Consider the following 22117-nt stretch of genomic DNA (forward strand, 5'->3'; position numbering starts at 1 on the left):
TGAGAGGCTGACCGAGGTCCGTAAGAGCGGTGAGGTCCCGTACCTGCGCCCGGACGGTAAGACCCAGGTCACGATCGCCTACGACGGTGACCGGGCGGTGCGGCTGGACACGGTGGTGGTGTCGTCGCAGCATGCGGCGGATATTTCGCTGGAGAATCTGCTGCAGCCGGATGTGGTGGATCACGTGATCAAGCCGGTCCTGGACCGGGTGGAGATTGACACGTCGAACTACCGGCTGCTGGTGAATCCGACGGGCCGGTTCGAGGTGGGTGGCCCGATGGGTGATGCCGGCCTGACCGGGCGGAAGATCATCGTGGACACGTACGGTGGTTTCGCCCGCCACGGTGGCGGCGCGTTCTCCGGCAAGGACCCCTCAAAGGTCGACCGTTCGGCTGCGTATGCGATGCGCTGGGTCGCGAAGAACGTTGTTGCGGCGGGCCTGGCCAAGCGGTGCGAGGTCCAGATCGCCTACGCCATTGGTAAGGCGCAGCCGGTGGGTCTGTATGTGGAGACGTTCGGGACGGAGACTGCTCCGGTGGATCGGATTACCGCTGCGATCAAGGAGGTCTTTGACCTGCGTCCGGCTGCGATCATTCGGGATCTGGATCTGCTGAAGCCGAAGTATCACCAGACTGCTGCGTATGGTCACTTCGGCCGGAACCTGGACGGGATGACCTGGGAGCAGACCGACCGGGTCGACGCCCTGCGCTCGATCATCGGTGGTACCTCGATCGACCTCAGTGCAACTGAGCGTCTTGCACCCGGCCAGCGGTTGCTGTAAAACGCAAACGTCGAGGTCGGGAAGGCAGGATCCTGCCTTCCCGACCTCGACGTCTGCCGGTCTGGCAGCATGCGTGGGATCAGAGCTTCTCCAGAACAAAAATGATGCAACCACGGTCCACATCGAAAGACCTGAGTCCTGCTGCGGAATGCACATTCATGTCGCGGTGAAGTTCGCCGCTGTCGTCCACGACGGCGGCACTGAGGATGTTGTAGTGCGGTTCGATCATTTCCAGCAGATGCGGAACGCCGAAGAGTCGGTGCGCGTCGAACTCGATCCGCTGGTTCCGGCTCATTGGAACTGAGAAATAGAAGCGGCCACCGGCCTTCAGCATCCGGGTCAGGCTTTCCCAGCCCTTGAGATAGCCGTCGTAGTCGATCGGGTCGCCGTACCTACCTAGCCCAAAATGCTCCAAGGTATGCAGGCAGGAAAGTGAGTCCGTGCAGGCATCAAACGACGGATCCTCCAGCATGAGGTCCCGCTGTGTGAAACTGATGTTGGCGGCTGTGGTGGACAGTGGGCGGATATCCAGGATGTCGATCGGCCGGAAAGTTGCGACGTGGGCAACGAAACCATCCACTCGGGAGCCGACGTCCAGGTGCCGGACGGGACCGTGTTCATGGATTTTCTGAGCGACATACAAATCCTGGTGAAAGTATTGGCCGTTGGCTACACCACTATTATCGTAACGATCGGCCGGCCGGGGCCAGTCGCTACCGATCTCCCATTCCTTTCGGCCCCGGGCCTGGCGAGAGAATTCACGCCGATTGGCATAGAACTGGCCGAGTCCGCGAACGCTGTGGACAATTATTCGTGGATTAATGCCTAGGGCTCGCGCCGGGAACTTCAGATTCATGTCTTTGAGTTTGCCGTAACTGCCGCCCCGTTTCGCCCCGCGAAACTAGAATCGTCTGTTTGGCCGAGCATGCAGCATAAGCTACTGAACTGTTCGAACCGATCAAGGCTATTGCGGACTGGAGCGATCTTCTGGCCAGGACTGTCTCTGTCGGAAACCTGCGGTGCGGGGACACATTGTCGGAGCCAGAGGTGCGATCGGAGTTCGTGTGCAGGGTGAATCCAGGCCCGACTGCGCACGCCTGGGGTGAAAGTGCCATCTGTTGTCGTCCGAATGTCCGATGGGCAGCAAATGTTGCGACTTCTGCTGGACGGCGTGGTTAGACTCTCGGTTTCCGCGGCTGATCTGCGAACGGTGTCTGTCGGCTGTGACCTGACCGGAGCACTCGGTCCGCGAATCAACTCGGTGAGTGTCCATGGGGAGCGTCTGGCATCCCTGGAGCCGTCAGAAGGATGTCATGGGTAGCACTGAAGAAAAGTATGGTCAGGTTCAGATCGGCAGGGCAGGTCTGGGCAACGAACTGCTTCCCTTCGCAAGATGCGCCTCGTGGTGCGACTCGGAGTTGGGGACGATGCTTCCGGTCGGCTGGCGCAAGCTCCACGTCGGCCCATACTTGCGGCGCGAGAGTGACAAGCGCCAGTATCACCGTGAATTGCGAAGCCGGGTGTCGGGCCCGAACCCGGTACAGGCAATGCGGATAAAGCGGCGTTTGCCGTTGGTTTCGGAGGATCACGCATCTGAAGCTGGCTCGCATGTGCGGGTCTTCTCCGGCCTCGGCAGGTACTTTCAAGATCTTCTAGGTGCTGAGTCCGCAGTCCGAAGTGCGCTCCGGAGCCACTCGAAAGTGCGGCTCCCGTCCAAAGACGCGTGCCAGAGTCATGTCGCGGTACATGTACGTCGTGGCGACTTCGGCGCAGGGTCCCAGCAGTCGGCGCTTTCCGGAGTCAACAACACGGCAACACCGCTGTCGGTGTTCACCGAGGTCGTTCAGCAGGTGCGGGCGCATAGAGCGAAACAGAGGTTTTTGCTCTTCACTGATGAGCCGGACTCGGCTGAGATCCAGCAGTGGGCCGAGGAACACGTAGTCGAGTTCGCTCCCCGGGGAACAGCGCTTCAGCACATCTTTCTGATGGCGAGTTGCAGCGGTGTGGTCACGTCCAACTCGACTTTCAGCGGCTGGGGCGCGTACCTAGGTGAAGGACCTGCCTTGTGGTCGTCGAGTGAGACGAAGTATGCCCGCGGCAATGAGCAGGACTTCTTCTTGAACAGATCAGGTGCTGAGGAATTCTCTCGAGCACTTTCAGCCCGGGCGCGATCGTCCGAAGTTCGGTAGGTACGCAACCCTGATGTGGTGTCTTCAAAGACTTCGTGGTTCGTTCGGCTGGCACCTTCTGCGTAATACCGGCCTCATGATGGCAGCTGCCGTTCTTGGTCAGGCAGCCTTCGCCCTTCTCTTCGTGGTCATGTCGCGGGCGAGTAGTCCGGCCGCGCTCGGGACCGCAACCGCGTTCTACGGGTTGGCCCTGATTGTCACCGATGTGGTGGATTTCGGGACCTCTCCAAGAACGTTCCGGGATGCAGCTGCGCAGAAGATCGATGATGCCGGTATCCAAGCGATCTTTGACGGCCGGAATCTTATTGCGCTAGTCGTCGGCCTCGCCTGGATTCTCTCCAGCTACTGGACACCGCTGAACCTTTGGGAAAGTACCGCTGTCGCCAGCTTCATTCTGCTAAGGGTCAACGAGGTGGCGACCTTCGGACTGATTCAGGCTAATGAGCAGTTCGCCGATGCCTCTTGGGCCAGCGTCGCCGAGCGGGTAGCCACCTTGGCCGTTGGGTCGCTCTTTATCGGTGTTGGCGTGCCCGTCGTGCCGTCGTTCTTCTGGGCCCTGGCGATCGGCGCGCTCACGGGCCTTTTGCTCGCTCGCAGAAAGTGCCTGCGAGCGGTTAGGCTCCGCTGCTCGATCACAGCATTCAGAACCCTGAAGGACTACGGCAAGTATGGCAAGGTCTTTGCCTTCTCGGGGCTGGTTACCGACTTCTACATGCTCGACGGATTGCTGATCTCTTCGGTGGCCAGTTCGTCCCAGGCCGGCTACTTCGCGGTCGGATCACGTCTTACCGGGCCCTTCGCCGTGGTGGCAACCAGTCTCGGCTCGGCACTGACGCCACGGGTAGCCGCCGCCAAGGATCGGCGCAGCTTACTCAAGGGATTGTGGATCGCTTCGGGCATCACCTTGGCAGTCACAGCCGTGGCTCTGGGAATCGTCTTCGTCACGGCTCCTTGGATGGTAATAGCTGTGTTTGGGCAGGAGTACGAGGCTTCCATCGCTGTCGTCCAGGCGTACGCTCTGGCCGGGATCGTGGTCGCCGTGACGTATCCACTGATCAGCTATCTGCAGGCGTCCGGGCGAGCCACTGGCGTTGCCTGGGTGTTGGCTACCGGGGTCACCACGCATCTCGCGCTGGTGACGCACGGGGCTGCGGTCGGTGGCGCTTCAGGCGCCGCGAAGGGCTACTTGATCGCCAACTGTCTGGTCCTAGTCCTGCTGTTGATCCTTCTTCGCAGCAAGGAGAAGCCTTCAGAGCCGGTGAAGCCCATGCTCGCCATCTCTGCGACGAGAGAAGTGATCCTGGCATCGGTTGAGCAGACTGAGGACGCCAAGCCTTCGGCAACCTGACGGTTCGAGAGCTACCTGCGGGGTGCAGGGCGTTCGGCTGACTTCTCGGGGTCGATGACGATCGGGTTCTTCGGGGCAGGGCGATCCGGAAGATCGCGCTCTGACCTCTTCGAGAGGTTGAGCTTCGATAGGACGAGCCGAACCCAGCGACCGACAACGGCGGTATGCCGCTCGGTGCACGAGGCGAAGAGCCAGCCGGCTGCCATCAGAGCGATCGTGACGCCCAGCACAGCCGACCAGCCCACGAGATCAGCCGTCAGGGGGCCGTCGTCCACGGTCAGCATGGTGACGAGCAAGGTCATGAGCGGCGCGTGAACGGCGTACAGGGAGTACGAACTGTGCGCGTACGAGTTGGCCGACCAGGTGAAACCACGAGTGATCCGCCGCCGCGGCTGGACATCGCGTAGGTAGAGCACCACGAGGAGAGTGGTAACAGCAGCGACAATGAACGTGGAAGGCGGTGTCTTCTCAGGAGTTCCGTCTTGAAGCTTGTCCAGCACCATCGCACCTAGCAGGATGACCAGCGTAACGACACGAGCGATGTTCAAGGTCATCGGACGCAATTGGCTGAGCCAGGGAACGAGCCGAGGTTGTACATGGGCAACGGCTGCGCCAGCCAGCCAGGCCGGAAACAGCAAGACAGCGTTCGGGCCGGCCACGAACAACACGAGAGCCGCAAGTGCCAGATACCCGAGTCGGACTGATACCGATGTCGATCCGCTGCGGAAAGCGAGAACCAGCATCGGAAATACCAGGTAATAGCCGAACTCGTAAGCTAGAGACCAGAAAGGGCCGTTGGAGCCGAGAGCTTCTACAGTGTTTGACTGCAAGAAGAAGATGTTGCCCACGATATGGGCCAGCGAAGCACGTTCTGCGGCGTGGCTTCCTGGTCCGTAGTGCAAGCTGTCAGGCCACAGCATCTGGCCCACCTGATCCGCGACCAAAGTGATTGCGACCGCGGGGATGAGTACGAGCCAGAGGCGGGTGAGTCGGGCGCTCAGATAGGGAGCCCAACTGAATTCACTTCTGCTGAGAACGCTACCGCCTACCAGATAGCCGGAGAGCACGAAGAAGACGATGACAGCGCTGTGCCCGAAGGTCGTGCCGAGATAGACGATCTGGGTGATGGCCCCGCCACCGGTCTCGTCGAGCGGTACCAGCAGGTTGCCGCGAACGTGACCGATACACACCACGACTGCGGCGACAGTGCGCATGACATTCAGGGCTCGGTTCTCATGGCGATGGGACACCAGCGTCATTTTGGCGGATCGGTTGCTAGAAGGCCCTGATTACCGGAAGTTTTGGGGCGATCGGGGGATGCCAAGCACGCGCGATCAGTCCTCCTTTTCCATACCCGCCGGTTCGAGTCGCGGGTCTATCTAACTTGTGCTTGTGAATCCAAGGGGAGACCTCCCGTCGTTGACGGCCGTCCGAGCTTTCGCCGCCGGAGCCGTTCTGCTCTGGCATATGCGCTCCTTGCACCTGGGCGGTGTCTTGCACCCGCTGTTCAATGCCACGCAGGCGGGAGTCACCGTATTCTTTGTGCTTTCGGGGTTCATCCTGGCTTGGACCGCCCGGGAGAACGAGTCCGCATGGACCTTCTGGCAGCGTCGCGCTGCTCGCATCCTGCCGGCGCACTGGGTGGCCATGACGGTCTGTCTGAGCATTGCCCTTGTGATGGGACAACGGTCTGAACTGTGGCGTGCCGTTCCCGCTTGGTTCCTCGTGCAGTCGTGGGTCCCGGACATGGACTGGTTCTACGCTGGAAACTCGGTCGCCTGGTCACTGTCCTGCGAAGCGCTCTTCTATCTTTTCTTTCCGTTTCTGTTCCCCATCATTGCTCGTATGGGTGCGGTGTCGCGCACCAATCTGATGATCGCCGGGACAGTCCTGGCAGGTGCGCTGCAACTCGGCACCTATCAGATCGTCGGGCCGGCTGAGACGGCAGTAGATGGAACATTTGCCCACTGGCTGATCTACACGCTGCCCCTTGCGCGGCTTCCCGAATTCCTTGCAGGAATCTGCGTCGGCATCGCACTGCGCCGAGCGGAGTTCCCGCAGATACCGCTCAGCCTTTCGCTGGGAGTCTTGGCGGTAGCTGTCTACGGCGCCGGTTCATTGACAACGAGCGTGGCCGGGAACTGGCTATTGATTCTGCCGATCGCGGCTGTCCTGGTCGGCCTTGCCCAACGTGATGCCCGCGGCTGTAAATCCTGGTTGCACAGTGGACCTGTGCAGTACGCGGGTCGTGTGTCGTTCTGCGTCTACCTGACTCAGCTCATGTTCTTAGGAATCGTGAGTCGCGCGCTCGGGGAGACCATTGTGGCGAACGTTGTCTCCATAGTTCTCGGTCTTGGCTTCGCCGTCGCCCTGCACCACGCGGTGGAGGTTCCTTGTGCCAAGCTCTTTCGTCCTCGAAAGCGAATTGTGGTTGCAGTGGCACCTGCCGCGTAGCGGACCACTGCGAGCAGGATGTGGCTTCAGAGAGAACAGCGCCTGAGGCCGAGCGTCCATTCGATTGGCCGTATCGTAGTGGTGTCTCGTTGCCGCTTCAGCGTCCGAAATTATTCGAGAACTGCCAGGCCACGGTCTATCTGACTTATCCTCACCAGCGCAGCCTCTTCCTGCTTGAAGCGTCCCGAACGACATCGGAGTCGAGACCGAACCTGCCATGGTCGGAACCTTGACCGAGTAAGCTCTAGTCGCAGGCGCTCCAGCCGCGTCAGTGGGCGGTGACAGGGGCCCATACCAACGAACCCGACCTGCGCAGGCGGGAGTATTGACTACGTCCTGGCCGTGGCCAAACCACATCGGATCACCACCGGCATCGGCACCCGTAGGGCCATCGAAAAGGAAGCAAGCCTGAAGCCAAGCCATTGGAACAGCTTTCCGCTGGCGGAAGCGTCAAGGGCGGCCGCTGGTACGACTGTGCGTCGTCGGCAGCACCGACTCCGACGCTGCGCAACCTGACAGCACTGGGCTCTTTGCTCGGCCAACTCCTTATTCGATGCCATGCACGAATCTTCTCCGGCAAGCGATGGAAGAGGCCACTGGTTCTCGTCATGGTCCAAGCAGTTCATAAACTGAACAACAGTCCCCCGCGACGCAGGCTTCTCCCATTCAATCGAACGCGGGGGACCGAGTCGGTTAATCGTCGCGGATTCAACTAGGCGAATTAAACTGTAACATTAGGACCAGCTCTTCAGCTGATGACGAAACTCGGCTGTAAGGCGTATCTGGTCCCATATTCCAGCCGCGGGAACCGTATAACGGCAACACTCGGTCAAGTGTTCATGGGCAGCTCGCGCTCCATCCGGCAGCAGCGTACGGCGGAGACCGAAGTACTTGGCAAGCAGGCCACGCCGAGGGGGAGAGTCACTGTTGCTTTGATCCTATGCTTCTGTACCACGGTGCAGTGGTCAGGCGTTATGCTGGGGCCAGTTCAGGTCAGTGACATCGCTCTTGCCTTAGCCTTGGTCAGTATCGGCGTGGGCTCTCGAGTTGGATTCCGTCGCGCAGTGCCCACCGGGGCATGGATCCTCCTACTGGCCTTCTGTGCCGCAAACATTATTTCTCAAGTGGCGCCCCCAGATCCGAGTTGGCTCACGATGCGCCTTCACGGCGGTGGTGACGGCGACCGTGTTTCGGCCTCTACTAGGTCCGGGTTGGGCCAAGCTGGACTCGGCGCCTGGGCTGTGCCAGTGAAACTTGCCATCTCTACGGTGGGTGCCTGGGTGGCGATGAGTAGTCTGCATAACCTGCGCCCCCACAGAGCCAGATCACTCTTCGCGAGTGCGTGGCTGTTCGGAGCTACCGTCTCTGGCGCGGTGGCGTACGCCGAAACAAGAGGGCTGAATCTGTCTGACCACCTCGCACGGCCCCTTGGAGAGCAGACACGAGCCTCGGGTTTGGCTTTCTATCCCAATAGCCTCGCGCTCTACCTTGGTTCGGCAGTTCCGGTAGCTGCTTTCCTCCTGCGCCGCAAGCGCCTAATCATTCTTGCGGCTCCTTGTCTGGTCTCGATTTGGGCGGGGTTACTAGCCTCGGACTCTCGCATCGGAATTGCTAGTGCCGTGATCGCTACTGTGCTGATCCCGTTTTTGGCCGGCAAGAAGGCTAGTGGTACAACAATAGTTATTGGATTTATTGGAGTTTGCTTGACCGCGCCCCTGATTGTCCAGGCCATAGCATGGGTAGCGGCGAATACTCGTCTGGCGCCAGGGGCTGGTTCGGGCAGCGACTTTGGTCGCCAAAGGGTGAATGAGCAGTCCATGCTAGATTTTCTGCACTCCCCGGTATTTGGTATTGGTTTCGAGTTCGGTGGAGGGGGAATTTCCGTTCCGCTCGGCATTCTTTCCGCTTCTGGGTTGTTGGGTGCAGCAGGCGTGTTCTGTTTCCTGGCTTGGTGGGCCGGCAGCGCTCGTGCTGGGTGGGCAGATCCGGATATTCGGATTGTGGTGGTCATGACCCTCGTCATTCTTGCAGTGATGTGTTACCAGAACAATCTCGTTGACCGTGGTCAGTACCTGCCATTACTCCTGACGGTTCTGTGGGCCCGCCACTTTCGAGCGCCTAGCCTCGATTCGGTTCCAGCACCGCCGACCAGATCGTCCCGGACGGACGAAGCCCTGAGTCTCAGCGACCATCGGTCAAGGCCGCCGTTGACGGCAGCATCGCCGAGGCAGTCCACGTCGACCTGATGTCGTTGCGGACGACAGGTGTGGGCCATCACTTGGAGCTCGGGTCACCTGTACCTGCATCGAAGGCAGATCGAACACCTGAGCGCTGGAGGCCATCCGCCCCGGCCCCCGGTCAGACTCTCTCAGGCCCGCCGCCGCACCCCTCACGCTGCCCGGGCTTCAACCGCATCACCCGGTCCGGATCCACCACCCGGGCCAGGCCAGAATCCGTATGACAAGGCTGCCCGCCCCCGCCCTGTGCGTGCTTCTTGTCCGCCGCGATCGTCGTCGAATGCGCCTTCGTCCTGGCCTTCGCTTGGGCAATCGGGGGATCCCTGCTCAGCGATCACCTTCGCCTGCGCCGACACCTGAGCAGCAAGCTGCCCATACGACGGTTGCGAGGCATCGGACACCCCGCAGCAAAACAAAAGACAGACCATGCAAGCACCGACACGACCCGGAATACCTCAGCTCACAGCGGTGCCCGACTGGTCACCAGCAAGGATCGCACTCCTTGACAGTCAGGTGTCGGCCAAACTGGGGGCAGTCCCGAAGGCCTACCCTTCGTGTCTTCCCTCTCTGCTCGCTGCTCTGCGAGTACGGGTGCCGTAACAAGCAAGCGCAACCGCGCGGATCGTCTTTTCGACAACACGGCGACCAGCAGCTACGTCACCTCTGCCCGGATGCCCAGGTCACGATTCGTCGCACCAGCTCGGTCATGGAGTTGCTCGGCATGTAGAGAATGCGCGCCGGTGTCTTGATAGCCACGCCGTACAACAGGATCGAGGCGAGCACAGCCGGCGGTGTCAGGAGAACCGGCAGGACCCAGGCTGTTCCAGGGAGCGAGAGGTATCCGCTCACCGCGAGAGCGGGCGGGAGCAGCAGCGTCAGGAAGGTGCCGTGCGCGAGGTAGATGGGTAAAGTTCGAGCTCCGAGGTAGCGGATGAACCGCAGGTTCTGGGCCAGGGTGGCGAGCCCTACGCCTGCGACCAGGCCCATAATCCGAACGGTCACACCGATGCCTGGTAGGTAGATCGCCCCAGTGAGGTTCGTGGCGATTGCAATGACCAGCCATCCGGCCATCACCAGGAAGATCTTCGCGGTGTTGAGTTGCTCGGCCAGATGGATCAGAGCCGACCGGCAGTACACGCCAATCGTGAAGAACAGATAGTACTTCATCGCGCCCTCCCAGCCCAGGTTCGTGTGGGGCGCAAGGCTCGAGAACGCATAAATCCCCAGAGCGAAGCCCAGAGCGAGCTGTGCTTTGACCGGGACCCTTGAGAGCAGGCGGGAGACCAGAAAGAAGAGCGTCAGCGCCCAGAGGAACCAGAGCTCGAACTGCGGTACCACCGGTGTGTGAGCAAGGAGCACAAGTCGTTCCAGCACGGGGTTGCCCTGGACCGGACCGCCGACGAACACTTCTCTGATGTTGAAGATTGTCTGCCACAGCAGGAAGACCCAGAACAAGAAGAATGCCTTCTGGGCCACGAGGTCCGGCCAGGCAGCCCGGACCCATTTGGCCCCGAGGATGCCTGAGCACATAAAGAAGAGCGGCATCCGGAGCGTGCTGACCACCTCGTTGATCAGGTACCAAGGTGAATCGGTCGAAACCCGTTCTGTGGCATGCAGGAATACGACGAGAAAAATCGCCAAACCTCGAGCAGCGTCGATCCATTTGTGACGCTGCTTGGTAGTACCGCTGACTACTCGCCGAGCCTCTTGCCTGCTGCTCAGAGACTGCGTCTCGGCATTGCTCTTCAAGAGCGTCCGATCGTCCGATCGAAGTACATCCAACCCGTCGGAGACTGGTGGGAGCAGCTTCTGGCTGTCATGCGCTTGAGAGCCAAGGGAATGACGATCGTTCGGCATCGGGTTACTCCTGGATCTCGGTTCTTCGGGGCGCGCTTAACTCAGAAAGCGGACCTCAGCGAAGAAGCTCGGCATCGATACGGTCGGCAAGATCCGCGCTCTGGCTGGTGAATTTCCGGGCGAAGTGATGCGGGGACTCGGCTAGAAAATCGAAGTCCGACAGCTCGAAGATCTTGTTGAGCGAAGGATCAATCACATGGAAGTTCGCCATTCGGTACGTGCCGTTCCCGGCGAACGGTTCTGGAATTCCGCCCGGGATCTGGCTTGCGAAAGGAGAATTGGCCACCATGCTGTGTATGGTCTTCTCATCCGGCGCGAATGACCGGGAGGTGAAGCGTGCGGCCGGCGAGGTGGGAAAATTTTCCACGATCCAGGCCACGCAGGCGCCGGTCAGGGCAACCCACTGAGAGCCGAAGGTGAAGCGTGTGGCTGGTGGCGGTGTGCGCTTGCGTCGGCCGAGAGAATCCCGGACGAGGCGTAGGGCGATACGACGTATCCGGGGATGGTCCAGCGGACCCGGTAGATGCAGATCCTGAAGGTAGTGGCCAACCAGATGCCGGTGATACCTGGTCTGGTCGGGAGTGATCTCGAACATTCTGATGTGCTGCTGGTGTTCGGCCGTCTTCAGGTACCTGGCGAAGTCGGCTATCGGCTTGATTGGGTAGTCCTGACCGGACAGAAGCACCACATGATCATCGGCCGGAGTCCGGGGGAGAGCATGCCGGAATGCATTAACGGTGGCTTGCAGCATGCTGAACCCTGCCCAGTTCACAGCCACGCGATCGGTGTCGGACAGAAGGGTCAATTCAGGGATGCCGTGAAGCCCTCGTTGGAAGGACGATATCTGGGTTTTTCGGTCGACATGCACAACGACGGGAAAAGGGGAGAGGTGCCGTGCGAGCCGGGCGACTAGTTCCGGATCACGATGCGCCAGAATAACAAACGTTGGCATACAAGGTTCCTACGGTTTCGTTAAGTGTCTGCAGTCACACCCGAGTTCAGGGAGCGTCCAGAACGGGGTTGAGGCCGGCGTCATGAGATTCTTGGAAGAATCTTGCTGTCGACTGTGAGCGCGGTCAAAGCCACTTCTCGAGCAGTTCTTGAACAGCTGCGGCAGCATATACACGCAGAACATGGAGATGGCCTTCTGGGTAATAAGGCCATCCAAGGAAGTGTACACACTCAACGGGTTGCGATGATGCCGACGCATATGAAGAGCAGCAGCATACTCAGCGTCCCCGCTGTTGTCATTGACTCCTGCCCAGTTCGTGATTCGTAGTCACCGTTCGTTGTGCAGCGGCGCTACTAACGGAATGGCCAGGTCGGGAGTCGCATCCATCCAGGCGCAACGCACGTCGGCTGGCCTGTTCACAAGCGTTGCCGGGCTCCAGCAGTGTCATTCTTCTCCCGAATCGCAACCATCTGGCTCGGCGCCAGAAGCTACAGGTCAGAGTTTCAGATTGGCGTGCCCTCGACTGGCGACTTCGTTCACAGCGGACCGAAGAGCGGATGGGGCGGCGGGCCGAAGAGTTGGGCTCAAAGGCCTCACGCATCATCAACTGCCCTTGGCACCACATGCGCAGCATGGAAATAAATCACGACCAGGGGAAGCATGTTGCGGTGAGCGAAGAAAGTTCTGCGCTGGGCTTGGGTTGGAGCGCTGCAGAGGCAGGAAGTCATCCGTTTGGGGGACGATTGAACCGAGTATGGCCCATGAAGGCGCTGCGTCCGGTGCGCTTTCGCTCCACGAACAGCAGTCGATGCACTGCATCGAATGGCTTGCAGTAGTGTTCGAGCTATATTGAGTTGCTGTCGTAAATCGTCGTGACCGGTTCGAGAAGACGCCGCTGTCGTCGTCAGGTTCGGACGCTGTGTCTGACTTCCGAGGAGCAGGTGAACTCTGGTGAAGGCGCTTCCCCCTGGCTCCATCCCGATCTCAGTGATCATCATGACCATCAACGAAGAACGAGTTCTGGAGCACACGCTGCGAAGCGTGCTCCCGTTCGGGCAGGTCTTCGTGGCGGACAGTCACAGCACCGATCGCACTCTCGCAATCGCCGAGCAGTATGATTGCGAAGTCGTCCAGTTCACCTGGGACGGTGGTTATCCCAAGAAGAAGGAATGGGCCCTCCTTACTCTCCCGTTCAAGTTCGACTGGGTTCTCTACCTGGATGCTGACGAGATGGTCACGCCGGAGCTCGCCATGGAGCTCGCGAGTCTTATGCAGCGGCCGGAGCATGTCGCTTACGATGTGGAACTCGACTACTGGTTCATGGGCCGGATGCTCCGCCATGGTCATCGGGTGACAAAGCGGGTTTTGCTGGATCGCACACGCGCGGCTTGGCCGCACGTGGACGACTTAGGTGTGAAGAACATGTGGGAGGTTGAGGGACACTATCAGCCGACCATCAACGGTAGTATCGGTCGGCTCAACGGCACTCTTCACCACAACGATCGGGACCCGCTGTTCGACTACTTCGCTCGGCACAATCGATATAGCGACTGGGAAGCGCATCTGGCTGAACGGGACGCCTTGGCAACTTCTGTACAGGATTCGAGAACGAAACGGGGCAAGCGCTATGCCAAGCTCCCGTTCAAACCGCTGGTCTTCTTCCTCTATTCTTATGTCGCGCGCAGGGGCTTCCTCGACGGCAAGGCCGGCTTTCATTATGCCGTCGCTCATGCCTTTTATTTTTGGCAGATCGGTGTGAAGCGAACGGAAATCTCTTTGACCGAGCGCCAGCGAACAGTCGACCTGGCCAGCGTCGAGGCGCGGGAGCGGCATCAATGAAAATCGCTGTGATCACCACTCTCGCCGGACCGGGCTCGGTTGCTGGCGGAGTCTGGGAAGTGGTTGTCAACCAGGTCAGGTCGCTGCGCGAAGCCGGCCACGAGGTAACGTTACTGGCCGGCTGGCTGGGCAGCGATCCACCCGCTGAGCTGCGTGGGCTTCCGGTGAGATTGATCCAGGTCAGGCCTGTGGTCAAGTCGATGGGTCTTCGCTTCTTGGTGGGCTCAGGCTGGATTCGAGCAGTTCGGGAAACTCTGCGGGGAGTGGACCTGGTCCACGTGCACGTCTGCCGTGACTACCTCTCGCTGAGTGCGGTTCTGGTCGCACATCGTTCCAGGGTCCCCGTCGTTGCTCAGTCGCATGGAATGCTTTCCTACCCAAGGACTCTCACGTTTCTGGTCTTTGACCGTATCCTGACCCGACCTGCTCTGCACCGGGTAGCCCGGTTCATCACGCTGACCGACGACGAGGCCCCACACCTGACCAGCTTCGGCGCGAGGGACGCGGGTAGTACTACCGTGCACAATACGGTTCCTTTCCCAAAGGCAACGTGGTCACCACCAGCGGGGCCGGCGAGGCTGCTCTTTGCATCGCGTCTGCATCCTCGCAAGCAGGTCATGGTGTTCGCTCGGGCGGTGCTCCGGCTTCGCAGCGAAGGACACGATGTCGAGGGCATCATTGCCGGAACGGATCAGGGCGATCTGGCCGAGCTCAGGATGCTCTGTTCACAGTCACCGGACGGTCATGCGCTCCGGTACATGGGGGAACTCGGGCGCATTGAACTCGACACCGAGTTCGCCAAGGCGACTGCTTTCGTCTTTCCCGCTCGGAGAGAGCCTTACGGGCTTGTACTGGTAGAGGCGTTCTCGATCGGGACGCCTGTGGTTTCCACAACCGAGACACCTCTGCTGGAGGTGATCTCCGAGGCAGAGGCTGCTCGGTTCGCGGAACCGACGGTGGACGACTTCACGGCTGTTCTAGCGGACCTGATCTGTGACCGAGACGAACAGATCAGACTGTCCGAGCGCGGACATAGCCTCTTTCTAGACCAATGGACCAACGAAGTCATGGTCCGGCGCTTGACCGGCGTCTACGAGGAAGTTCTCGCTGAGCGTGAACTTGCTGTGCCAGGCAGGCCATGAGCATGCAGGTGTTGTATGTCCAACCGTATGTCCCGCACTATCGGGTTCCGTTGTTCAACAGCCTGGCCCAGCGTTTGGCGGAACGAGGGGATAGCCTCGTCGTAGCGGCAGGGCACGCTTCTGGCGCTCAGGCCAAGCGGTCTGACGAAATTTCAGACCTGCCCTGGCTTGTTCCGGTCGAGTCCTCGGTGTGGAATACGCCGGTAGGTGAGTTCAAGTACCGAGCCAAGCTGAACTCCCTGATGGGCCAGAGCCAGGTATGTGTCATGGAGTTGGACGTAGGAAACGTGAACGCTTGGCATTCGCTGTTCCTCAAACGCCAGTCTTCGATGGTGCTCTGGGGGCACGGCAAATCATACACCAAGCCACCGCGCCCTGCGGTCGAGCGGATCAAGTACCGGCTCGCCAGACGTGCGGACCACATCATGACATACACCGAGTCTGGACGGAAACATCTTGTCATCGGTGGAATTCCCGCCGATCGCATCACCGCTGTGGGAAATTCCACTGATACAAAAGTTTTGATCAAGGAGTTCCGCAGTCGTCAGAGACGAGACCTCAGATTCTCCGAAGCGTTCGGTGTGACAACGCATCAGCGACCAGTGGCTATGTATGCCGGGGGGCTGGACGGCGATAAAAGAGTCGATTTCCTTTGTGCAGCCGGTGCGGTTGCGCACCGTATGGATCCCGATTTTCTCTTGCTGGTGGCGGGATCTGGCGAGGATGAGGGCCTTCTGGAGCCCGGTATTCGGGCAGGGTACGTCCGGCATCTGCGGCACGCCGATGCCAAGAGCCTCGCTGATATGGCGACCGTCGCTCAGGCTCTCTGGATGCCAGGAAGAGTAGGCCTGGTTGCTGTCGATGCGATGGCTCTTCAGATACCGATCTTCAGTACGAACTTTCCTTTCCATGCCCCGGAGTACGAGTTCCTGACACCCGGCGTGAACCTCCAGGTTCTTGTTAATGATCCTGAAATGTTTGCGAAGCAGGCTTTTTCGTTCATGAAATCTGGCGCACGAGCCAAGATTTCTGTGGGAGACCCAGGGCTGCCTACCATCGATTCGGTGGTGAGCAGCATGGTGAACGTCATTGACCTTGTTGTGGGCCGGACCTGACCTGTTGCATGAGTACCCTCCAAACCGAGCCGAAGAGTGGACGTCCGGTTGATCGGATTTTCCCTCGGGCAGGCACAATGAACTAATTTATCCAGAAGTGGAAGTCAAACGTAATCTGAGAACGGCCGACGCATCGCATCTCTCAGAGAATCGATTCCCGGTTCAGTGATCGGATCCGTGTGATTGACCTGGCCAAACCTGAGAGGCCAAACCTTCGGTTACTGCCGGTCGGCGGACAAAGGAGGCAATCCCGACCCAGAGCATCGCGTAGTCGAGCGTGATTCCTCCCGTGATCAGGCATCGGCCAAACACCCCATAACTGGTCGGTAGTCAGAACTGGCTAGCTCTTGCCAGGCATTCTTGGTGGTTGCGGTCATAGGGATCGCACGCGGTCTCTGGGGGATATACATGCCTGAGCACCAACTGCGTACTCTCCCTGATAAGAATCAGCAGCCGGATCTGAATAAGACAGGACCTGACGCAGAGACGGTCGCTGACCACCTTCTACGCTGGACTGCTGTCGGTGCAGCCCTGGCTGGATGGACCAACATCACGGGCTGGTCCTGGCTGCCGATGAGCGCGATCTGGTACACGTTGGTGTTGCTGATCATCGTCAGCACCATTCTTGCGCCTCATATTGGGGCGGTGGAATATCGTCCGACTTTGACTATTCTGGCCCTGGCCTTCATTGGCTGGCGAGCTGCTGCTGGCGTTCTCGGATCTACCCTGGTCGCCTTCCCAGACTGGATACAGGCCCACAAGGCATTCATCTTCCTGATTGTCATTGGCTTCTTTGTCGGTCGGAGATGCTTCACAGGACCCGCCCTTGCGCGCACTATGAAGTTGCTGCTGCCGATTACACTTATCGACTACATAGTGACCACAGTCTCCACAGATGCCGGTGGAGGAAGAGGCGCAATTTGGACTGAGAACAATTTTGAACTCATGACAATCATTGGCCTCACCTACTTGGCCTGGCCACACCTAGGACGTAACCGCGCCTGGTGGATGGTCCTACTCGGTGTGATCGTCATCGGACTGTCCGGCTCGCGCTCGTCCATCGCCGAGTATGGAGTCATGCTTGCGGTCCTTCTGTGGAAGCCGCGAGACCCCAAGTTCTTGCTGTACCTTGCCAGCGGCGTGGTCGTCTTCTGGGCCTCTGGGCGGGCCTTCGCCGAGCGATCTACCGGTAAGAGGTCCGACCGGGAACTGTTCTTTGAGGTCTTCAGGCACGAGACTTACGACTTCACCGTGATTCAGTGGCTCTTCGGTCAGCCGGTTCTCACTCCCTTGAACTTCAGTTCGTGTGAGACACTTTCAGCCTGGTCAGGGCTCTTTTCCTCGGTGCATTCAGGTCAGTGCTACTCCGTGATCTTACACATGTATAGCGCCCGTCTGGTGCTCGACTTCGGGATCGCCGGCGGGATATTTCTGATTGTCTTCCTGTGGGCTGCGCTGGGGCAATCCGGAGCCTCCGCTCGTGAACGCCTAGCATTGATCGGTATTGCATCGGCTAACGCGCTGTCCGTTTCCTCGTTCAACAGCGAGTACATGCTGATCCCGCTGATAGTGGCCGCTGGTATGTCGTATCGAGATTCGCCTGAAGTCGTTTCGTCACAGCCGCGAAGTTTCAAGCGCCGTGTTCTAGGGGATAGACAAAATCAAACGGTGACCAACTCGGTAACCGGCCGCGGCGAAGTCCTTGGCAATAAGTGGCGGCTAACTCCGTGACGCTGCTGCCTGCATCGCAGGCAGCATCTCGAGAGCAATCTCCGTTGCTCGGCTGCGAAGCGCCTTGGCTTCGTCCTCGTTCAGGAAGTCGGCGCAGAGTATGGCGAGCGTGTGAGAGGGGATGGACGCGGCCATCTCAGGATCGGCAGCAACCATGGCCTCGTCGTCGCCTTCCGCGCTGCGGAACATGGCCTCGACCATCCAGACCGGAAACTCACCGGGATCTCTGGCGGCTATTCGTTGGCAGAGGTGGTAGCGGTCGCCCCAGTTCAAGGGCGTGACCGCATGATTGACCGCGGCGCCGAAGGCGCCCAGGATCGCCGCGACGACTTCAGGGCCAGGCTCCTGGGCGAACACGTCGTCGTACTTCAGCGGTAGGAGAAGGTTGACGAGGGCTGGCACGTCCTGCGAGAGCTCGGGCATGATCAGGTGTTCGCCGGGTCGTTCATAATCTCGATGACCTCATCCAAGAACGCTTCGAGTTCGGGGCCGTCCTTGATGCTCAGCTCACGCCGAATGCCGTACGCGAGAATGTTCTCCACCCGGGCCACTTCGACTGCCGGCACATCGGCCATGAGGTCGTCATCGGCGTAGGCGTTGAGGATGACCTGCTCGGCGAGCACCGGGTTCAGTGTCTCAGGCTGAGCAGACATGCTCCTGACTTTGGTAACCAGCGCCGCAGCCTCGGCCGGCGTGGGTACCTCTTCGGGGAAGTATCGGTCGAGAGCAGCTGTGAACAACGAAATTCCCGCTGCAGTAAGAGTTTTAAGGTCGTATTCTTCCGCGTTGTACTTGGGTGCCCCTTCGGCTCCCAGCAGCCACCGGAGGTAGGACTTCACGTGCTCAGACATTGAGATAGCTCCTTAGGGAATCGTGCAGTGCAGGATTATCGCCGGGTGTTTGGGGGCGGCTCATCTTCCCACGGGTAGCGGTGGCGAGGCGGAGGAGGAGCCTCCTCCGGTACTTGCTCCTCCATGAATATGCCGCGGAAGAAGCGTGTAGTGGCGTACTTTGCGCCGAAGAGCAGTATGCCTGCGGTGGTTAACCCGCTGGCTGCGGTAGGAATATCCGCTCCTGATGAAGCCGCTTGCGACGCGATCGGAGGCGATTCCGGGGTGCGCGTCCCAGCGCCGGTGATCTGAGGTGGTTCCGGAGGTCCGTCGAAGAAGGTCTTCGCGCCTTCGACGGCTTTCTCCCCGTACTCGGCCAGGTCGCTGGCGTCCTCGGACCTCTCGGTCGCAGACTTGAGTCGCTTGCTCGCCTTCTGGCGTGCTGGCGGCAATTTCTTCGCCGGTGGCTTAGGTAGATTCGCGGGATTGGTGCTCAGCCCACTGGGAGACGAAGCATCGCCGCTTCCGGAACCCGCACCCACCTTCTTTGCCAAGGCCTGGATGCTGCTGGCCTTGGCCGAAGCGCTTGTTAGGGCTGCTGACAGCGCTTTGAGTTCGTCTTTGACCTGGTCAAGCTTCTTAGCGATCGAACCGGCTCCGAGCGTATCGGCCGCGTTCGCCGCGTCCTCGGCATCCTGAGCCGTCGCCGCCGCTTCAGTGGCGGCAGCGTCAATCATGTCGCCCGTGCCCTTGATGCTCTCTGCAACCTTGTCTATGTCACCCACTCAACCGCCCCCGTGAACGTGTGCTGAGATCAGCCGTTTTCGGCCACGCTCAGGGCCAATGCCTTGATCTCTCGGGCCTTCTGTGAGGCTCCCTGGAGCAGGTCTGAAAGCGCGTCGAGTTGGGTCTTGACCTCGCTCATCCCCTCGACCACGCTTTCGGCTCCGAGCGCAGCGGCGGTGGAGCCCACTTGCTCGGCTTCCTGGGCAGAATCTCCACTGGCCGATGTGGCCTCGTCGATCTTGTCGGCGATGCCGACGATCAGCTCCGCGAGCTCATCAATCTTGGACACCAGACGCCCCTCCGCTGCGATCGATGTCGTGTAAGCCGCGAACGCTACCGAAACGTACGTCTTGGGACTACCTGATGTGGCGAAGTCTGACCTCTCGTGAACAGCTGCTTGCGGTAAGGCGGACTTAATCGGCTTCTACAGGATCTGGTCGTGGAAAGGGGGAATGCATCTGGTGGGTGCGAAGGACGCTCGAACCGGCCAGGAGGGGCCTTGGCCGGACGCAGCGGAACCCCCGGGCAAGGCGCTACGCCCGGGGGTTCCGCTAAGGAGTCAGTCTGAGAGGCGGTCGAACTCGTTGCGCTTCGCGCCATGAATCCAGGCCGCGACGCCTGCTGGCGCGCAGGTCAGGACCGGCCCCTGCTGATTCTTGCTGTCGCGCAGGTAGACCGCCGAAGCGTCGGCACCCAACTCGACACAGTTGCCCTCGTCGGCGGACTTGGTGGATTTGATCCAGGTGATGCTGTCGGTGCTCATGGGGTGTACTCCTTGAGTTGGATCGCCTGAGTCAACAGGCTCGCACACCTGACCCTCAGTTCGACCAGCATCGATGGCTTCACCGAGTAGTGCCCGGACAGGTAGGTCTCGACGTAGGCGATGTCGGGCTCCTTGGAGTCGTTGAACTCGAGGATAGTGACGCCGCCCTTGTGCGCGGCCGTGGCCCCGGAGGCGAAGGGTAGAACATGGATGGACACGTTCGGCTTGGTATCCAGTTCGCGCAGGTGAGCGACTTGCTCGGCCATGACTTTGGGCCCGCCGACTTGCCGCAGTAGTGCTGCCTCGTCGAGGAGCAACGTGACGCAGTTTTCGGTACGTCCAAAGACGTTCTGTGCGCGCTGCCCACGGATCGCGGCCAGACGGCGGGCGTAGTCCGGATCGTCGACGCGCTTCGGACTCTTGACAGCCAGGGCAGCGGCGTAAGCAGGGGTTTGGCACACGCCGGGTACAAGCGACTCGACGATGTGGATCCGGTCAGCCACAGCCTCCAGGTCGAGCAGCTGGACCAGCCACGGAGCGATGTCCTGACCGTACTTCTCGTGCCACTCGTCCTCGTCGGCCTGGTCGACCATCTCCAGAATGCGAGCGGTCTTCTCCGGCGCGAGCCCGTAGAGCCGACAAGCGCTTTCGACCAGCGTGTAATTGGGTTTGACCTCGCCGTTCTCCAAGCGGCGAATGGTGCGGGGATTGACGCGGAGGGCCGCGGCAGCGTCGGCGACGGGAAGTTCTTTGTCGGCGCGATCGGAGAAGCACTCTTCCCGGGCTGCCCTGAGCTGTCGCCCGACCGACCTGCGCTGTGTAGCAGCGCTTGCCTTCTGCGTCATGGCGGAATGATAAGCCCAATTGCAGAGGACATTTCACGGGCGACTTCGTGTCCAGGTCAGGCTGTCCAGGACTGAAAGCTTCGTTGTGCTGGCGTTTTTCCCGGTTGATTCTGGTCTCAGTTCTTCGAACGCGAAGGACTCAGAGGCCCGTCCACCGCGTCGTGAATCCCTCCCCGGCGCGGTGGACGGCTCCAGCGGCCGGATTCGTCTGACGGGGGACGGCCCGGCTGTAGGTAAGACGGGGCCGGTGTCCTGGCGGAGGTCGGGCACCGGCCCCAGCGAATTCTTGGAGGGGACAAGCGCAACGGGGGTAGGCGAATGCGCGAGGTACAGCATCCCGAGGGGCATCCCTGGGTGAAGACGTCCGTGGTGGACGAGGAGGCCATCGACCATGAGCGGGTGGTCGGCATGGTGGCCGCTACCGGCGAACTGATCAGCGTTCGAGTGGCTCAACGGGTTGATTTCGACCTGCTGACGGATCCGGTCGGCGTACGCACGAGTCCGGTCCGCATCACGGTGGGTGGGATGTTCGAGTTGAGCGCGACGCAGGCCGCTGAACTGGCCGAATGCCTGAGCGAGGCGGTGTCGCGCGCCGATGCGTTGCCCGGAAAGGATCTTCGGCCGAAGCTGGTGGTCGAAGGGTAAGAAGTTCAGGTAGTGGCGCGGAGGCCGTCCATCACCAGGTCCAGCAGGTGGGCCGTACGGCTCTTCCAGTTCTCGTTCGGCACACGCCAGAGGAAGCCGACCATCAGCAGAACGTCCTCGGCATCGACGTCGGGTCGTAGCAGGCCGGCCGTCTGGCCAGCCTTTAGCAGTTTGCCGATGGTGTCGACGGTTTCGGCGTAGTACTCCGCCGACAGGTCGGAGCGGGTCGCGGCGCGGACGGCCTGGGCGGCGCCGTGCTTGATCCGGCCGTAGGCGGCGAGGCGGTCGAGCCACGCGCGCAGGGCCTGGTCTGGAGGTTGTTGCTCCAGCAGGAGGTCGGCGGAGTCGAGTAGGTCTCGCAGGTCGGCGCGGTAGACCTCGACGAGCAAAGCCTCACGGGTGGGAAAGTGCCGGTAGAGCGTGCCCTGCCCGACGCCGGCTTCCTTGGCGATCGACTTGAGAGTGGCGTCGCTGCTGCGGGTCAGGGCTTCGCGCCCGGCCTCGACGATCCGGGCCCGATTCTGCTCGGCGTCCGCCCTGCGTTCCTTCACGCCGCCATCTTCGCTTGCTAAGCGGACACGCGTCCACTTATGGTCTTCATGG

Annotated in this window: 21 protein-coding genes; 10 read left to right on the top strand and 11 right to left on the bottom strand. The window is 60.4% G+C overall.

The features are described 5' to 3' along the window. On the top strand, positions 1-781 hold a 781-nt coding region (metK, locus tag LR394_RS17540; RefSeq protein ID WP_231443219.1), incomplete at its 5' end, for a methionine adenosyltransferase. Positions 782-860: 79 nt separating this feature from the next. On the opposite strand, the gene LR394_RS17545 is transcribed toward metK, so the two are convergent. Continuing rightward, entirely contained in the window at positions 861-1637 is a 777-nt protein-coding gene (locus LR394_RS17545; protein ID WP_231443221.1) for a DUF268 domain-containing protein, read from the bottom strand. Positions 1638-2328: 691 nt separating this feature from the next. Between LR394_RS17545 and LR394_RS43670 the strand changes: the two genes are divergently transcribed. Then, positions 2329-2970, top strand: a complete 642-nt coding sequence (locus LR394_RS43670) for an alpha-1,2-fucosyltransferase (protein WP_407937075.1) — start codon at positions 2329-2331, stop codon at positions 2968-2970. 79 nt (positions 2971-3049) lie between these two features. After that, positions 3050-4318, top strand: a complete 1269-nt coding sequence (locus LR394_RS17550; protein ID WP_231443223.1) for an MATE family efflux transporter — start codon at positions 3050-3052, stop codon at positions 4316-4318. A gap of 11 nt (positions 4319-4329) precedes the next feature. Here LR394_RS17550 and LR394_RS17555 read toward each other — a convergent pair whose 3' ends face one another. Further along, the gene (locus tag LR394_RS17555) at positions 4330-5577 is read right to left on the bottom strand and encodes an acyltransferase family protein (RefSeq protein WP_231443226.1); all 1248 of its coding nucleotides are present in this window, start codon (positions 5575-5577) and stop codon (positions 4330-4332) included. Positions 5578-5737: 160 nt separating this feature from the next. Here LR394_RS17555 and LR394_RS17560 point away from each other — a divergent pair, with 160 nt between their 5' ends. Together LR394_RS17560 and LR394_RS17565 are read left to right on the top strand one after the other, a co-directional pair. Next, positions 5738-6772 (top strand): acyltransferase family protein, encoded by a 1035-nt coding sequence (locus tag LR394_RS17560; protein WP_231443228.1) that lies wholly within the window; start codon positions 5738-5740, stop codon positions 6770-6772. A gap of 1454 nt (positions 6773-8226) precedes the next feature. Then, positions 8227-9018, top strand: a complete 792-nt coding sequence (locus tag LR394_RS17565; protein WP_231443230.1) for an O-antigen ligase family protein — start codon at positions 8227-8229, stop codon at positions 9016-9018. Positions 9019-9666: 648 nt separating this feature from the next. On the opposite strand, the gene LR394_RS17570 is transcribed toward LR394_RS17565, so the two are convergent. Both LR394_RS17570 and LR394_RS17575 read right to left on the bottom strand, forming a co-directional pair. Then, positions 9667-10866 (bottom strand): acyltransferase family protein, encoded by a 1200-nt coding sequence (locus LR394_RS17570; RefSeq protein WP_231443232.1) that lies wholly within the window; start codon positions 10864-10866, stop codon positions 9667-9669. Positions 10867-10921: 55 nt separating this feature from the next. After that, the gene (locus tag LR394_RS17575) at positions 10922-11818 is read right to left on the bottom strand and encodes a beta-1,6-N-acetylglucosaminyltransferase (protein WP_231443234.1); all 897 of its coding nucleotides are present in this window, start codon (positions 11816-11818) and stop codon (positions 10922-10924) included. A gap of 951 nt (positions 11819-12769) precedes the next feature. Here LR394_RS17575 and LR394_RS17580 point away from each other — a divergent pair. The 4 genes from LR394_RS17580 to LR394_RS17595 all read left to right on the top strand — a co-directional run bounded on the left by LR394_RS17580 (position 12770) and on the right by LR394_RS17595 (position 17645). Further along, a complete protein-coding gene (locus LR394_RS17580; RefSeq protein ID WP_231443236.1) occupies positions 12770-13657 on the top strand; it encodes a glycosyltransferase family 2 protein in 888 nt (295 codons plus the stop codon). Further along, positions 13654-14799 carry a glycosyltransferase family 4 protein gene (locus LR394_RS17585; RefSeq protein WP_231443238.1) on the top strand — a complete coding sequence of 382 codons (1146 nt, stop codon included), beginning with the start codon at positions 13654-13656 and terminating at the stop codon, positions 14797-14799. The genes LR394_RS17580 and LR394_RS17585 overlap by 4 nt, the downstream gene beginning before the upstream one ends. Then, positions 14796-15914, top strand: a complete 1119-nt coding sequence (locus LR394_RS17590; RefSeq protein ID WP_231443240.1) for a glycosyltransferase — start codon at positions 14796-14798, stop codon at positions 15912-15914. The genes LR394_RS17585 and LR394_RS17590 overlap by 4 nt, the downstream gene beginning before the upstream one ends. Positions 15915-16322: 408 nt before the next feature. Beyond that, positions 16323-17645 (top strand): hypothetical protein, encoded by a 1323-nt coding sequence (locus LR394_RS17595; RefSeq protein WP_231443242.1) that lies wholly within the window; start codon positions 16323-16325, stop codon positions 17643-17645. Here the strand turns inward: LR394_RS17595 and LR394_RS17600 are convergent. The 6 genes from LR394_RS17600 to LR394_RS17625 all read right to left on the bottom strand — a co-directional run bounded on the left by LR394_RS17600 (position 17634) and on the right by LR394_RS17625 (position 20869). Further along, positions 17634-18068: a hypothetical protein gene (locus tag LR394_RS17600; protein WP_231443243.1), complete on the bottom strand. Its 435-nt coding sequence runs from the start codon at positions 18066-18068 to the stop codon at positions 17634-17636. The two genes, LR394_RS17595 and LR394_RS17600, sit on opposite strands and share 12 nt — an antisense overlap. Before the next feature lie 2 nt (positions 18069-18070). Continuing rightward, positions 18071-18496: a hypothetical protein gene (locus LR394_RS17605; protein WP_231443244.1), complete on the bottom strand. Its 426-nt coding sequence runs from the start codon at positions 18494-18496 to the stop codon at positions 18071-18073. A gap of 35 nt (positions 18497-18531) precedes the next feature. Next, on the bottom strand, positions 18532-19260 hold the full coding sequence (locus LR394_RS17610) for a hypothetical protein (protein ID WP_231443245.1): 729 nt from the start codon (positions 19258-19260) through the stop codon (positions 18532-18534). Between the two features lie 29 nt (positions 19261-19289). Next, positions 19290-19550, bottom strand: a complete 261-nt coding sequence (locus LR394_RS17615; protein WP_231443246.1) for a hypothetical protein — start codon at positions 19548-19550, stop codon at positions 19290-19292. 270 nt (positions 19551-19820) lie between these two features. Continuing rightward, positions 19821-20024 carry a DUF397 domain-containing protein gene (locus tag LR394_RS17620; protein WP_231443247.1) on the bottom strand — a complete coding sequence of 68 codons (204 nt, stop codon included), beginning with the start codon at positions 20022-20024 and terminating at the stop codon, positions 19821-19823. Continuing rightward, the gene (locus tag LR394_RS17625) at positions 20021-20869 is read right to left on the bottom strand and encodes a helix-turn-helix domain-containing protein (RefSeq protein WP_231443249.1); all 849 of its coding nucleotides are present in this window, start codon (positions 20867-20869) and stop codon (positions 20021-20023) included. The genes LR394_RS17620 and LR394_RS17625 overlap by 4 nt, the downstream gene beginning before the upstream one ends. Before the next feature lie 318 nt (positions 20870-21187). On the opposite strand from LR394_RS17625, the gene LR394_RS17630 reads away from it, so the two are divergent. Next, positions 21188-21514, top strand: a complete 327-nt coding sequence (locus LR394_RS17630; RefSeq protein WP_231443251.1) for a hypothetical protein — start codon at positions 21188-21190, stop codon at positions 21512-21514. A 5-nt stretch (positions 21515-21519) separates the two neighbouring features. Here LR394_RS17630 and LR394_RS17635 read toward each other — a convergent pair whose 3' ends face one another. Then, the gene (locus tag LR394_RS17635) at positions 21520-22065 is read right to left on the bottom strand and encodes a TetR/AcrR family transcriptional regulator (RefSeq protein WP_231443253.1); all 546 of its coding nucleotides are present in this window, start codon (positions 22063-22065) and stop codon (positions 21520-21522) included. Between the last annotated feature and the right edge of the window lie 52 nt (positions 22066-22117).

Origin of the sequence: Kineosporia babensis, from assembly GCF_021129305.1 — a bacterium.
Lineage (GTDB): Bacteria > Actinomycetota > Actinomycetes > Actinomycetales > Kineosporiaceae > Kineosporia > Kineosporia babensis.

Bases quoted from the DNA above. Each gene is read 5' to 3' on its own strand.
- LR394_RS17545 (WP_231443221.1), bottom strand. From the start codon at position 1,637: ATGAATCTGAAGTTCCCGGCGCGAGCCCTAGGCATTAATCCACGAATA.
- LR394_RS43670 (WP_407937075.1), top strand. From the start codon at position 2,329: ATGCGGATAAAGCGGCGTTTGCCGTTGGTTTCGGAGGATCACGCATCT.
- LR394_RS17550 (WP_231443223.1), top strand. From the start codon at position 3,050: ATGGCAGCTGCCGTTCTTGGTCAGGCAGCCTTCGCCCTTCTCTTCGTG.
- LR394_RS17555 (WP_231443226.1), bottom strand. From the start codon at position 5,577: ATGACGCTGGTGTCCCATCGCCATGAGAACCGAGCCCTGAATGTCATG.
- LR394_RS17570 (WP_231443232.1), bottom strand. From the start codon at position 10,866: ATGCCGAACGATCGTCATTCCCTTGGCTCTCAAGCGCATGACAGCCAG.
- LR394_RS17575 (WP_231443234.1), bottom strand. From the start codon at position 11,818: ATGCCAACGTTTGTTATTCTGGCGCATCGTGATCCGGAACTAGTCGCC.
- LR394_RS17585 (WP_231443238.1), top strand. From the start codon at position 13,654: ATGAAAATCGCTGTGATCACCACTCTCGCCGGACCGGGCTCGGTTGCT.
- LR394_RS17590 (WP_231443240.1), top strand. From the start codon at position 14,796: ATGAGCATGCAGGTGTTGTATGTCCAACCGTATGTCCCGCACTATCGG.
- LR394_RS17595 (WP_231443242.1), top strand. From the start codon at position 16,323: ATGCCTGAGCACCAACTGCGTACTCTCCCTGATAAGAATCAGCAGCCG.
- LR394_RS17600 (WP_231443243.1), bottom strand. From the start codon at position 18,068: ATGCCCGAGCTCTCGCAGGACGTGCCAGCCCTCGTCAACCTTCTCCTA.
- LR394_RS17605 (WP_231443244.1), bottom strand. From the start codon at position 18,496: ATGTCTGAGCACGTGAAGTCCTACCTCCGGTGGCTGCTGGGAGCCGAA.
- LR394_RS17620 (WP_231443247.1), bottom strand. From the start codon at position 20,024: ATGAGCACCGACAGCATCACCTGGATCAAATCCACCAAGTCCGCCGAC.
- LR394_RS17625 (WP_231443249.1), bottom strand. From the start codon at position 20,869: ATGACGCAGAAGGCAAGCGCTGCTACACAGCGCAGGTCGGTCGGGCGA.
- LR394_RS17630 (WP_231443251.1), top strand. From the start codon at position 21,188: ATGCGCGAGGTACAGCATCCCGAGGGGCATCCCTGGGTGAAGACGTCC.